At 45.0% G+C, this 12,590-nt stretch carries 12 protein-coding genes; 10 read left to right on the top strand and 2 right to left on the bottom strand.

What is annotated here, in order from left to right; all coding sequences use genetic code 11:
- Window positions 1-57 precede the first annotated feature (57 nt).
- The 7 genes from QZT18_RS10040 to QZT18_RS10010 all read left to right on the top strand — a co-directional run bounded on the left by QZT18_RS10040 (window position 58) and on the right by QZT18_RS10010 (window position 7,583).
- Window positions 58-1,623: a flotillin family protein gene (locus QZT18_RS10040; RefSeq protein WP_294147334.1), complete on the top strand. Its 1,566-nt coding sequence runs from the start codon at window positions 58-60 to the stop codon at window positions 1,621-1,623.
- An 885-nt stretch (window positions 1,624-2,508) separates the two neighbouring features.
- Window positions 2,509-3,027 carry a 5-(carboxyamino)imidazole ribonucleotide mutase gene (gene purE / locus QZT18_RS10035; protein WP_294147332.1) on the top strand — a complete coding sequence of 173 codons (519 nt, stop codon included), beginning with the start codon at window positions 2,509-2,511 and terminating at the stop codon, window positions 3,025-3,027.
- 84 nt (window positions 3,028-3,111) lie between these two features.
- Entirely contained in the window at window positions 3,112-4,143 is a 1,032-nt protein-coding gene (gene purM, locus QZT18_RS10030) for a phosphoribosylformylglycinamidine cyclo-ligase (protein ID WP_294147331.1), read from the top strand.
- Window positions 4,137-4,736, top strand: a complete 600-nt coding sequence (gene purN, locus QZT18_RS10025) for a phosphoribosylglycinamide formyltransferase (protein WP_294147329.1) — start codon at window positions 4,137-4,139, stop codon at window positions 4,734-4,736. The genes purM and purN overlap by 7 nt, the downstream gene beginning before the upstream one ends.
- Before the next feature lie 20 nt (window positions 4,737-4,756).
- Complete coding sequence (gene purD, locus QZT18_RS10020) at window positions 4,757-6,031, top strand: phosphoribosylamine--glycine ligase (RefSeq protein WP_294147327.1); 1,275 nt, start codon at window positions 4,757-4,759, stop codon at window positions 6,029-6,031.
- A gap of 392 nt (window positions 6,032-6,423) precedes the next feature.
- Window positions 6,424-6,681 carry a hypothetical protein gene (locus QZT18_RS10015; protein ID WP_294147326.1) on the top strand — a complete coding sequence of 86 codons (258 nt, stop codon included), beginning with the start codon at window positions 6,424-6,426 and terminating at the stop codon, window positions 6,679-6,681.
- A gap of 152 nt (window positions 6,682-6,833) precedes the next feature.
- Window positions 6,834-7,583, top strand: a complete 750-nt coding sequence (locus QZT18_RS10010) for a Fic family protein (protein ID WP_366925846.1) — start codon at window positions 6,834-6,836, stop codon at window positions 7,581-7,583.
- Between the two features lie 198 nt (window positions 7,584-7,781).
- Here the strand turns inward: QZT18_RS10010 and QZT18_RS10005 are convergent, their stop codons facing one another.
- On the bottom strand, window positions 7,782-8,462 hold the full coding sequence (locus QZT18_RS10005) for a hypothetical protein (protein ID WP_294147320.1): 681 nt from the start codon (window positions 8,460-8,462) through the stop codon (window positions 7,782-7,784).
- Between the two features lie 291 nt (window positions 8,463-8,753).
- On the opposite strand from QZT18_RS10005, the gene QZT18_RS10000 reads away from it, so the two are divergent.
- From QZT18_RS10000 to QZT18_RS09990, 3 genes are all read left to right on the top strand, one after another.
- A complete protein-coding gene (locus tag QZT18_RS10000; RefSeq protein ID WP_294147318.1) occupies window positions 8,754-10,127 on the top strand; it encodes a zinc ribbon domain-containing protein in 1,374 nt (457 codons plus the stop codon).
- Between the two features lie 86 nt (window positions 10,128-10,213).
- Window positions 10,214-11,017: a hypothetical protein gene (locus QZT18_RS09995; RefSeq protein WP_294147316.1), complete on the top strand. Its 804-nt coding sequence runs from the start codon at window positions 10,214-10,216 to the stop codon at window positions 11,015-11,017.
- A 140-nt stretch (window positions 11,018-11,157) separates the two neighbouring features.
- Window positions 11,158-11,697: an RNA 2'-phosphotransferase gene (locus QZT18_RS09990; RefSeq protein ID WP_294147314.1), complete on the top strand. Its 540-nt coding sequence runs from the start codon at window positions 11,158-11,160 to the stop codon at window positions 11,695-11,697.
- Here QZT18_RS09990 and QZT18_RS09985 read toward each other — a convergent pair.
- Window positions 11,691-12,350, bottom strand: a complete 660-nt coding sequence (locus QZT18_RS09985; protein ID WP_294147312.1) for an XRE family transcriptional regulator — start codon at window positions 12,348-12,350, stop codon at window positions 11,691-11,693. The genes QZT18_RS09990 and QZT18_RS09985 overlap by 7 nt on opposite strands.
- Window positions 12,351-12,590: the final 240 nt, after the last annotated feature.

Raw genomic sequence — 12,590 nt, 5'->3', positions numbered from 1 at the left:
TTATCATATAAGTAACAGTAATTTACAAAAAACGACAAAATAGAGAGGGGTAAATGTATGGAGAATTTTAGTACACTCATTATTATCGTAGTGGTTGCGGTCCTTATTATCGGAATCTTTGCGGGCGGTTACGTGAAAGCTCCGCCGGACAAGGCGTTCCTGATTTCCGGCCTGAAAAAGGAACCCAGAATCCTGATTGGAAAAGCAGGTATCCGGATTCCGTTCCTGGAGAGGCTGGACAGGCTGTATCTCGGGCAGATGACGGTGGATATTAAGACGGACACCTACATTCCGACCAATGACTTTATCAACGTTATGGTTGATGCCGTGGCCAAAATACGCATCTCCGAAGATCCGGTTAAGATGAAACTGGCTGCCAGAAACTTCTTAAACAAGAACCAGGATCAGATTGCAGCGGATTTGACGGATTCCTTACAGGGTAATATGCGTGAAATCATAGGAACACTTTCTCTGCGCGCCATCAATACGGATCGCGATTCATTCTCCGATCAGGTAATGGAAAAAGCGTCAAAGGATATGGAAAAACTGGGAATTGAAATTCTTTCCTGCAACATTCAGAACGTGGAAGACGAGCATGGGCTGATTCAGGACATGGGTATGGATAATACCAGTAAGATTAGAAAAGAAGCCTCCATTGCGAAGGCAGAGGCGGAGCGCGATATCGCTATCGCCCAGGCGGCGGCCGACAAGGCGGCCAATGACGCAAGGGTTCTGGCCGAGACCGAGATTGCAAAGAAAAATACGGAGCTTGACATTAAAAGGGCCGAATTGAAGACCAATGCCGATACAAAGAAAGCGGAGGCCGACGCCGCATACGAGATTCAGAGCCAGGAACAGCAGAAGACCATCCAGATTGCCACTGTAAATGCTCAGATTGCAAAAGCGGAGAGAGAAGCGGAGCTGCGCCGTCAGGAAGTAGAGGTACAGCAGCAGGCCCTGGAAGCGGAGATTAACAAAACAGCCGATGCCGAGCGCTACCGCGTGGAGCAGGAGGCGGCAGCCCAACTGACCAAGCGCCAGAGAGAAGCCGAGGCAAAGAAATACGAGCAGGAGAAAGAAGCCGAAGCAAAGAAAGCCCTCGCCGATGCGTCGAGGTATACGGCGGAACAGGAGGCGGAAGGTATCCGAGCCAAAGGTGAGGCGGAGGCGTCCGCCATTGAGGCTAAAGCCAAGGCGGAGGCGGAAGGTATGCAGAAGAAGGCAGAGGCCTTCAAACTCTACAACAATGCCGCCATCATCCAGATGCTGGTTGAAATCCTGCCGGATATGGCAGCTCAGGTGTCCAAGTCCGTGGAGCAGATTGATAAGATTACGATCTTCGGAGGAGGCTCCGGGAGCGATGGTGTGCAGAGTATCTCCGACTATGTGCCGATAGGAATGGCCAAAACATTTGAGACAATCAAAGAAGCCACCGGCGTCGATTTGGCGGAAGTAATCCGCGGTGAGACATATGATGCCAAGGTCAACCGGAACATCAGCATCTCCGATATTCCGGAACTGAAGGCCACGCTGGAAGTGCAGAAGGAGAAAGAAACTGTTGAAACGGAACCGGTAGAAAACGATCGGATAAAATCCGTCGTGCCTGAAGAGGGGACGTCATAATAAGAGTAAGCGCCTGCCGGTTCCGGCAGGCGCTCAGATTGTAGACCAGTAAGGCGGAGGAAAAACAAAAAGATTCAGGACTTAGAGTCCGAAACAAAGATATGTTGTATTAAAATGGCCGGAGGATGGCTCCGGTCATATAAGAAATCATCACCACATCGAATTAAAAGTCTGTTTAAACAATATTCTGGCAGAGGAAGTTTTATAAGAAAACGACTCTGCGTCTACGGTTCAGCCCGTTGTCGGGCAAAAGTTCAATATAATGAAAAACAATTTAACGTCTAAATTTTCAAACACAAATCTGTATTGTAAAAGCATAGGAAAAAGTCAGGAAACTATTGTCCGTCGCCGCAAAAAAAATTATAATGGAGATAGCTTCTTATATAGCTTCTGGAAGGAAGCTATATGCTGTACGGTATGCGTTTGCACTCAAATTTTTGACAAAGTCAGAAATGAAAATGACAAAGGAGATGTTTGCCATGACAATACTCATACAGGTGTTGGAAGAGAGGAATGTTACTGTTCACGGGCAGTATTCCGCGAGGTGTTTTTTGTGAGTGGAGCAAAGCGAAAGTCACAGAAAACCCGAGGGTTACGGCGCGAAACGGCGCTTTTTGCCGTTTCTGTGCATCGCGAAGCGTGTTGCTGGGCACGGAGTGAACAGTAACAGAGGAATGGAGCAGGGAGTGAGCAAATAAAATTTCTATTGACTTGCCCCCAAAAACCTAGTATCATTACTAATAAGTAATAGTGCTTTAATTAAATATACTTATAAGTACAACTAATAAATTTATTATCAAACAGTAATGAATTATTCTGCACATTCCGCAGAGTAACTGCAAATGAAAATCCAGAAGATAAACAAGCAGAAAAGGAGAACAAACAATGGCTAAAGTAGGAATTGTAATGGGAAGTGACTCTGATATGCCTGTAATGGCTCAGGCAGCAGATTTCCTGGAGAAGATGGGAATTGAATTTGAGATGACGGTAATTTCAGCCCACAGGGAGCCTGATGTATTTTTTAAATATGCCAAGTCCGCTGAGGAGAGAGGCTATAAAGTGATTATTGCCGGTGCAGGGAAAGCTGCCCATCTGCCGGGAATGTGTGCCGCCCTGTTCCAGATGCCGGTTATCGGTATCCCCATGAAGACCTCTGACTTAGGCGGAGTCGATTCTCTTTATTCTATCGTACAGATGCCGTCCGGTATCCCGGTTGCAACGGTTGCCATTAACGGCGGAAAGAATGCGGGAATCCTGGCTGCCAAGATCCTGGCTACATCCGATCCGGAACTGCTTCAGAAGTTAAAAGACTACTCCGAAGAGATGAAGAATGAAGTAGTGGAGAAAGCTGAAAAATTAGATCAGATCGGCTACAAGGAGTATGTAGCCCAGATGAAGAAATAATTGTACCTGTTTGGAAGACCATATAGAGCGATAGACTAAGAAGTTGAATTAGAACAGTGAATTCAAAGATACTGGAGGAAAAAGATGGATTACAAGAACGCCGGAGTTGATATTGAAGCTGGATACAAATCAGTTGAGCTGATGAAAGAACATGTAAAAGGAACCATGAGACCGGAAGTAATGGGAGGCTTGGGAGGATTCTCAGGAGCTTTCTCCGCCGCTGCTTTTAAAGAGATGGATGAGCCGGTGCTGCTGTCGGGAACCGACGGTGTGGGAACAAAGTTAAAACTTGCTTTCCTGATGGATAAACATGATACGGTCGGCATCGACTGTGTTGCCATGTGCGTCAACGATGTGGCATGTGCAGGCGGCGAGCCTCTGTTTTTCCTGGATTACATTGCCTGCGGCAAGAATGTGCCTGAGAAAATCGCAACCATCGTAAGCGGCGTGGCGGAAGGCTGCAAGCAGTCGGGCGCTGCCCTTGTAGGCGGTGAGACGGCCGAGATGCCGGGATTTTATCCGGAGGATGAATACGATCTGGCCGGTTTTGCAGTTGGCGCGGTAGATAAAAAGGATCTGATTACAGGCGAAAACCTGGCGGCCGGTGACGTCCTGATCGGAATGGCATCCTCCGGCGTGCACAGCAACGGTTTTTCCCTTGTCCGTAAGGTATTTGAGAACGAACTGACGACAGAGGGGCTGAATACTTATTATGAGGAGCTGAACACCACACTGGGCGAGGCTCTGATTGCTCCGACCAAAATTTATGTAAAAGCGCTTAAATCGGTCAAAGAAGCCGGCGTTACAATAAAAGCTTGCAGCCATATCACAGGCGGCGGTTTCTATGAGAATATTCCGCGTATGTTAAAGGAAGGAATACGTGCCGTAGTGAAGAAAGACAGTTACGATGTTCCGGCTATCTTCGGGCTTCTGGCTAAGAAGGGCAATATTGAAGAAGAGATGATGTACAATACCTATAATATGGGGCTTGGAATGATTATGGCAGTCGCTCCCGCTGATGTGGATAAGACGATGGAAGCGGTAAAGGCAGCCGGAGAAACCCCGTATGTTGTAGGTTCCATTGAAGCCGGCGAAAAGGGAGTAACCTTATGCTGAGAGTAGGCGTGCTGGTTTCCGGCGGGGGAACCAACTTACAGGCCATATTGGATGCCATCGACGGCGGAAGTATTGCGGGCGCCGAGGTGGTGGCAGTAATCAGCAATAATGAGAATGCCTATGCCATAGAGAGGGCCAGGAACCACAAGATTCCGGCTTTTATCGTGACACCGAAAGCATACGGCAGCAGGGAAGAGTTTAACAATGCCCTGCTTGAGACAATGAATGTCTGCAAAGTGGATCTGATTGTCCTGGCCGGTTTCCTTGTAAAGATACCGGAGGCGATGATTGCTGCATATAAAAATAGAATTATTAATATTCATCCGTCTTTAATCCCGTCTTTCTGCGGAGTCGGTTTCTACGGACTGAAAGTTCATGAGGCGGCACTTAAACGCGGGGTCAAGGTGACGGGCGCTACGGTTCATTACGTGGATGAGGGAACCGATACCGGTCCCATCCTTCTTCAGAAGGCAGTGGAGGTCAGGGCGGGAGATACGCCGGAGATACTCCAGAGGCGCGTTATGGAGGAGGCGGAATGGGTAATTCTTCCTCAGGCAATCAATATGATAGCGAATAATATACAGGCCATATAAGGTAAGGAGACAGGAGATAAATGAAGATTCTAATCGTTGGAGGCGGCGGCCGTGAGCATGCCATCGCCTGGAAGGCAGCCCAGAGCAAGAGAGCAGATAAGATTTACTGTGCACCCGGCAATGCGGGAATTGCCGAATATGCGGAGTGCGTTGAGATCGGAGCTATGGAATTTGACAAGCTGGCGGCATTTGCAAAGGAAAATGCCATCGACCTGACTATTATCGGTATGGATGATCCTCTGGTCGGCGGTATCGTGGATGTATTTGAGGCAGAGGGCTTAAAAGTATTCGGCCCGAGAAAAAATGCGGCTATCCTGGAGGGCTCCAAAGCATTTTCCAAGGATTTGATGAAGAAATACAATATTCCGACAGCCGGTTACGAGACCTTTGACGATCCGGAGAAAGCGCTTTCCTACCTGAAGACAGCCGAGATGCCTATCGTACTGAAGGCGGATGGCCTGGCTCTTGGAAAAGGCGTGCTGATCTGCAACACCCACGAGGAGGCAGAGGCCGGAGTGAGAGAGATCATGATGGATAAGAAATTCGGTACCGCTGGAAACCAGATGGTGGTTGAGGAATTTATGACCGGCCGCGAAGTTTCCGTTCTCTCATTTGTAGACGGAAATACAATCAGGATCATGACATCCGCCCAGGATCACAAACGTGCCCAGGACGGCGACCAGGGACTGAACACCGGCGGAATGGGAACCTTTTCCCCAAGCCCGTTTTATACGGAAGAAGTAGATGAATTCTGCCGTAAATATGTGTATCAGGCAACCGTGGATGCGATGAAGGCAGAGGGCAGAACCTTTAAGGGAATTATTTTCTTCGGCCTGATGCTGACCGAAAAGGGACCGAAGGTGCTGGAATACAATGCCCGTTTCGGAGATCCGGAAACCCAGGTTGTGCTTCCCCGCATGAAGAATGATATCGTGGATGTATTTGAAGCCTGCGTAGACGGCACACTGGATCAGATTGAACTGGAGTTTGAGGATAATGCGGCGGTTTGTGTTGTGCTCGCTTCCGATGGATATCCGGTAAAATACGAAAAAGGATTCAAGATCAAAGGCCTTGATACGTTCAAGGAAAAAGAAGGTTACTATGTATTCCATGCCGGTTCCAAATTCGATGCCGACGGCGATATCGTGACAAACGGAGGCCGTGTGCTGGGCGTAACGGCAACCGGAAAAGACTTAAAGGATGCCAGAGCCAATGCTTATAAGGCGACGGAATGGATTGAGTTTGATAATAAGTATATGAGACATGATATTGGTAAGGCAATTGATGAGGTTTAGATGTCGAATGATGCCGAAGCAGAGAAACGATAAACAAGAAATATAAAAGACGCTCTGACAAATAGTAGCTACTTCTAAAACAATATTACAACATACTGAATTTGGGTAGTTGCATATAGGGTGGAAAAAATGATAAAGCGGAAATGTTCTAAAGTAGAGCATTTCCGCTTTGCCTATTCATTTGTAAATGATATAATTTTGTCAGAAAATATTGAGGTTGTATATTGTGGAGGGGAAGTATGAAAGAAATTGATGAACGAATCTACGAGTTGAACAAAACGGTATGTGAAAATATTTAAATTATCGATTTTGCATCAAGAGGTTTGGTTTCTCAGAATGTTTTATCACAATCAAGACATTTGGTAGAGCATGTTGCTATGAAGGCTTATAGTATGGAGCACGATTTGATAGTAGATTATCCAGATATCAATGCGTCATTAGATTTTATAAAAACAGATAATAAATATTTGTTCTTGCGCAGATTTCACTTGTTTCTTCAGGAATCCAGGTCACATTATGGTTCAAATCACGAAGGGGCAGAAAGGCTTATTTTGAAGTATTACAAATACTTTGTTATTTTTAAAAATTTTGTTAAGGACGAATACGATATTAATATATTAGAGAATATCGGTAAGTTTCCAAAGAGTTAGATGTCGAGGAATTCTCGATATCTGACTCTGTTAGAAAACAATGTAATACAAAATTTTGTATTGACTCTTTTCAAAAATGACGATAAATTGATGATTACGGTTCAGCAAAACTGTGGTATACTGTATAAAGAAGTCATGACGAGAAGGGAGGAGTGTGTTTCTTGGATTATCCAGAATTATTGAGAAAAAAAGAATTATACCAGTCTGGCAGGGAGTTCATTCCGGAATTGACATTACAATCCTATGAGCAGGCGTTTGAAATAGAATACACTCACAATTCCACCGCCATTGAGGGCAATACTCTGACATTGATTGAAACAAAGGTATTGCTGGAGGACAGAATTACCATAGGTGGCAAGCAGCTCCGGGAGATTTACGAAGCTGTCAATCACCAGAAGGCATATCGCTATGTGAAAACGTGTATTGCAAAGAATCAGCCGTTGGATGAGAAAATTGTGAAGAATATCCATGCATTACTGATGGAAAATATTTTTATCGGCGGGATTTATCGGAACGTGGATGTGTACATCTCCGGTGCACAGCATACGCCCCCGTCTCCTCACGAAATGTATCGGAAGATTAAGGAGTTCTATGCTGATTTGACATGGAAGGGCAAAGGGATGAACCCGATTGATCTAGCAGCATGGACTCATGCGGAGTTTGTGAAAATCCATCCGTTTCCAGATGGCAATGGGAGGACCTCCCGCCTGATTATGAATTATCAGCTTATGGCAAACGGGTATCCTCCTGTGTCTATTGCAAAAGAAAATCGTCTGGAGTATTTTAATACCTTGGAGTCCTATGTAGTGGAAGGGAAGCTTGCGCCATTTGCTGAGATGGTTGCGAAACTGGTAGAACAGCAGTTAGATAGCTATCTCAGCATGATGGAAGCACCAAAATAAAATATCTATTTCATCCAATCAAGAGAGGCTTAAAAAGCGGCTTGCCAACGAAAAGTTTTTTGTGAATTTTTACTGCTAATCGACAGAAGAGCTCCCATAACTGGGAGCTCTTATTGTTGCATTACAGGTGAATACTTCAAGGATATATAAAGTCTTCCGGGCAGAATATAATTAGTGTAAATATCTGATTTTATCCAATTATTTTTCCAATAAAATATGTATTAAATCCCCTATGAATTGCAAAAAAGGAATTCCAAATCCAATAAATAGGCATGGGTAAAGCACATATTTAACATATTTCCAGAATGGTCTTTTTCTGAGCCCCTGAAAGCAGGCAAGCCCCCCAATGGTAAATACAATGCCAAGTGAGATTCCATTCAGAAATTCGAATGCACTTCTGGTATTGCTGAGACGGAAAAAATTATAGAAAAAAAACATGGAGTAACACAGGATAACGACACCTAATATAAACCATAAAAACCTGGTGACTTTTGGCATCACCGTATTATTCTTAACCTTTTCAGCCTTACGCGGCATCTTCAGTTCAGAGCCTTTTACCACATTCTCAGGCTGCGGTGCGGCGTCCGTGTCATGAAAAACAAACTCCTCGTAAACATATTTCTGATAAACGCCTCCCTGTTGTTCCGCCCCTTTCTGAGCCTTATCCTGCTGGACATCATCCGGAGCATCCTTATCGGCCACCTGAAGAACATATCCACATCCTTTACAGGCACTGCCTAATTCATCGATTCGACCGCAATATGGGCATATTTTTTTCATGTTATTCCCCTTATATATGTAATATGATAATAGTATACCAGCAGTTTCATAAAAGGACAAGAAATGATTTAATTCGGCTGAAATATCACACCTTGTCATACCATAGATTCTTAAAGTAAATAGCCAGATGGGGAGCGGCAGCACATTTTCCGTGGAACTGCGTACACCTCACGCATCGGCTATTATTTTGAACTGCAATGAAAAATGATCTTTCATGGACTTTTGTCAGACTATATGGTATTATTTTAATAAATCGTACAGAAAAAGGAGGAAAACACAACCGGAAAGAGCCATGAATCAGTGGCAGCTTTCTGGTGATTTTGATTATACAGAAATTACTAGATAGAATTGGCAGTATGAAAAGAGTTTAATTGATTGGGGGAAGACGTGATGAAATGTCCAAAATGTGGAAATGAAGTACCGGAAGACAGCATATTTTGTCTGAAATGCGGCGAGAAGCTGATTGGCGGTAATGAGAAGCAGGAAGTAGCTGAGAAAACATCTGAAAGTGCAGAAGAGGAGCCCGAAGGCGGCACGGAGAATTCAGACAGAGGAACCGTACAGAAGAAAAAAAGTCCTGGTAAAGGAAAATTACTGGCGGCGGCAGCGGCCGGTATTGTACTCATAGTCTGCGGAGTTCTGATGTTTAACAATATCCAGCAAAAGAATAAAATTAATACGTATCAAAGTCTGATTGAGGCCGCCGGATACGGCGATGCGCAGGAGCTTTATAATGCAAATAAAGAAAATGCCGGCTTTATGGAAAAGACGGGAAAATGGCTGAAAGAATATGTGAACGAAAAGCTGGTTCAGGATCCGGCCGTTGCAGTAGATGTTTTAAACAGCGATTTAGTGACGGACAAGGCATTTTCCGAGGGAGTCTATCAGAAAATAGAGTCTGAAATAGATACGGTAATCAACGAAACGAAAGAAAAGCAGGAGAACTATGAAACTGCAATTCAGACTCTTAATTTCTATAAAAACCTGAAGCGGCCCGGAATGTCTTTGAAAATTTCGGAAGGAATCAGGCAGCTTGAGGCACTGCAGAATTCGAATTTGAGTTATTTAGAGGCACTTGAGAAAGCAGAGAATGGAGAGGTGTTCGAAGCGGCATCCATTTTTAAAAAAGTTCTAAAAAATGATGTGAATTATGAGAATTCAAAAACAGAACTCAGTAAACTAGAGAGTGAAGCAGTTTCACTTCTCAGGCAGGAGGTAAACGGATATCTTTCGGAAAAAGCGTATGATAAAGCGCTGGAATCCGTTGGCAGAGGCCTTGAACTGTTTACCGGCAATTCGGAATTAGGAGAGCTGAGGGGGGAAATCAATGCCCAGAAATTCGCAGAGCAGAAGGCGCTTCGCGAACAGGAAATACAGCAGCATATCGAAGAGCTTCGCAATACGATCCGGGTTAAAAAGTGTTATTCAGGCAGGCCGAATTCGGCAGGCGGAGTAAGTTTATACATAACATATGTCAATATGTCGGACACAAAAGTAATTAAATACGCTGATTTTTCATGTGTACCCTATAATTCGGTGGACGATCCGGTAAGATGTGAGATCAGGCGGCGCTCAGAATTTACCGCGCGTGATAACGGCCCATACAAAAAAGGCGAAGGCAATTTATCTACAAACTGGTATTGGGAAAATGCATGGTATAATTCTACCATCACATATGTCAAGCTGACCAACATAAGAATTGAGTATATGGACGGCAGTACCTATACAATAGGAGCAGATGAGATCAGTTATGTATTCGAATAATTGCAGCGTAAAATGAGAAAATCAGAACATTTTCAGGCCGGAGACGTACTGCTTCGGCCTGTTTTGTCATAGAAGGGAAGGGATATATGAGAGCCAGGGTATTCGATAAAAGTGACAGCACATTCTATGTCTCAGAAGTTTACGGCATCATCAATTCCGGAGGGGATCATTATATTGTCGGAAAACAGGAAGCGGATAAATGGCAATTCCATCTGGTTGACTATCTGGATTTTTCATCGTCCCAGGTCCCTCATCCGGTTCAGGTCGAGTGCATTGACTGCAACAATTTGAACTGCCAGGCGGAGTGGCTCTGCAAGACAAAAGAGGATCTGGAAGAATTCAATCAGATCCTGGAGCAGCAGTTCTCTCTGCCTCGGATATTGCGCTACAGCGGATATCGCTTCATATGGGAAGACAGGGAAACTCTGATTCAACTCCTTCTTAATAAGACAGCCCGCGATGACGCCGGCATAGCGGCCGGAATACAGACAAAACTTACGGGGTGGAATTATATCGAGAGTAAGTCCGACATCGACATGCTGATGGAGGCATTTGCCGGTTTTCACGATTCCGTCATCAAAGAGATCCATTACGTGAGCGGCGACTATGTGGACGGGGAAGGGATGCACCTGACCTTCTCCTGTGATAAAAAGATACAGTTCCTGTTTGACAGCGACTGGTCGGGCAGCATGGAGGTGATATTTGAAGCGGTCCGGCTGATGCAGCTCGTCCCGCCGGCAGAAAATTATCTGGCGGATTTGTTTGACGCCTCTGTTTTTGTGAAACATCATGAAGTATATTTTTATGACAGCAGTCTGGCAGAAATCCCCGAAACTTACAGCGGGACCTGGGTAAAGGCGCTGGGAATGCGCTGGAGAACCCTGAAATAGAATGACCATATAAATAATACGACCGTATAAATGGTAAGAACGTATAAATGGTAAGAACGTATAAATAATACAACAGTACAAAATATGACTGCATTAAAATACAACTGCATTAAAGTACAACAGGAGAGGAGAACCCCAAAATGAAGGATTTAACAAATACAAGTAAGTATCTCAGCCTGATTCTGCGCCATAAACCGGAGGCTATCGGGATTACGCTTGATGAGCACGGCTGGGCGGATGTGAAGCTTCTAATTGAAGGGATTGGAAAGACACATCCCTTTGACCGGGAAACGCTGGAGGAAATTGTGCGGACGGACAATAAGAAGCGCTACTCTTTTAATGACGATAAAACGCTGATCCGGGCGAACCAGGGGCATTCTATTCCCGTGGATGTGGAGCTGCCGGTGGAAGAGCCGCCGGAGTATCTATGGCACGGAACGGGACAGAAGTTTGAAGTATCCATAGACAAGATGGGACTGATTCCAAAAAGCAGGCTGTACGTTCATCTTTCCGCGGACAGGGAAACGGCCGTAAAGGTTGGAAGCCGCCATGGAACCCCGGTAGTTTACCGGGTGGACACCGGAAGGATGGCAGGGGACGGATACATATTTTACCGCTCTGTCAATGGAGTCTGGCTGACGAAAGAGGTGCCTGCGGGATATCTTGAAAAGAATCATTGATTCTGCCGGTAAATTTCCCGAAACTTTTCCACCATGTGATTGTATTGCCCGGCTGCAAATACCCAGTTGACATCCTCGATCCAGAAGATGTTACCATCTTTCTGCATATAAGGAAGCGTGTAATTCCGCCTTCTCCGAAGTAATTCTTCCTGCCAGTGCTCACCGATCCAGTTGAAGAATTCCCGGCTGCCGAATTCTTCCCATGCGATATTGCCGCCGTACATTTCCCAGTCTTCTTCCGAATAGGAATCTAAATTGGCAATGCCTGCTCTCTGTTCGAGATCAAAATCTTCATTTTCGTGGAGAAGCAGTCCGATTTTGTCCCAGAAGATGAAATCCTCTGTTTTTCTTATGCTGGCAAGTATGACAATACAACTTAAATCACAGTCGTCCTCACAAACCAGAATAGGGACGTTCAGCGTCTCCGGACTGTCAATCATTTCCCAGATAAAGCGGTTCTCGGCAGCCCATTCAAGTTCTCCGGACCATGCGGGCAGGAGCCCCAGGAGGGAACCAAACCGCTCCAGCGCAGGACATTTCCCGTCACGGACGTATTCGTCCAGATATCGGACAATGGGTTTGCCGTCGATAAGCCAGTAAGATTCACTGTAACCGTATAGTGTGGTTACGGGCTGAACGTCAATCGTGTTCATCGAATACCTCCTTCTAACTGAAAAAGGGTGCATGGAAACAGTAAACATAAACGGTAAACAGAAACTTTATATTCACATCATATCACCTGTAAACATCTGGTACAACGGCATTTTGTTCAGGATGTTTACAGATTTTTTATCCTGCGGTTTTCTATGAACCCGATTTTCTTTACCAATCTTGTATTTCCGGAGAGAACTGTGTATAATGGTCAATAAATATTGACCATTCATTACGAATCA

This window comes from uncultured Clostridium sp. (genome assembly GCF_900547735.1).
Lineage (GTDB): Bacteria > Bacillota > Clostridia > Lachnospirales > Lachnospiraceae > Otoolea.
The sequence above is the reverse complement of the archived record's forward strand: the minus strand, read 5'-3'. Positions and strand labels throughout refer to the sequence as shown.

What these genes read in the sequence shown, in the direction of transcription:
- purE (WP_294147332.1), top strand. Translation starts at nt 2,509, where the DNA reads ATGGCTAAAGTAGGAATTGTAATGGGAAGTGACTCTGATATGCCTGTA.
- QZT18_RS09985 (WP_294147312.1), bottom strand. Translation starts at nt 12,350, where the DNA reads ATGAACACGATTGACGTTCAGCCCGTAACCACACTATACGGTTACAGT.
- purD (WP_294147327.1), top strand. Translation starts at nt 4,757, where the DNA reads ATGAAGATTCTAATCGTTGGAGGCGGCGGCCGTGAGCATGCCATCGCC.
- QZT18_RS10005 (WP_294147320.1), bottom strand. Translation starts at nt 8,462, where the DNA reads ATGACAAGGTGTGATATTTCAGCCGAATTAAATCATTTCTTGTCCTTT.
- purM (WP_294147331.1), top strand. Translation starts at nt 3,112, where the DNA reads ATGGATTACAAGAACGCCGGAGTTGATATTGAAGCTGGATACAAATCA.
- QZT18_RS10015 (WP_294147326.1), top strand. Translation starts at nt 6,424, where the DNA reads ATGGAGCACGATTTGATAGTAGATTATCCAGATATCAATGCGTCATTA.
- QZT18_RS10040 (WP_294147334.1), top strand. Translation starts at nt 58, where the DNA reads ATGGAGAATTTTAGTACACTCATTATTATCGTAGTGGTTGCGGTCCTT.
- QZT18_RS09995 (WP_294147316.1), top strand. Translation starts at nt 10,214, where the DNA reads ATGAGAGCCAGGGTATTCGATAAAAGTGACAGCACATTCTATGTCTCA.
- QZT18_RS10000 (WP_294147318.1), top strand. Translation starts at nt 8,754, where the DNA reads ATGAAATGTCCAAAATGTGGAAATGAAGTACCGGAAGACAGCATATTT.
- QZT18_RS09990 (WP_294147314.1), top strand. Translation starts at nt 11,158, where the DNA reads ATGAAGGATTTAACAAATACAAGTAAGTATCTCAGCCTGATTCTGCGC.
- purN (WP_294147329.1), top strand. Translation starts at nt 4,137, where the DNA reads ATGCTGAGAGTAGGCGTGCTGGTTTCCGGCGGGGGAACCAACTTACAG.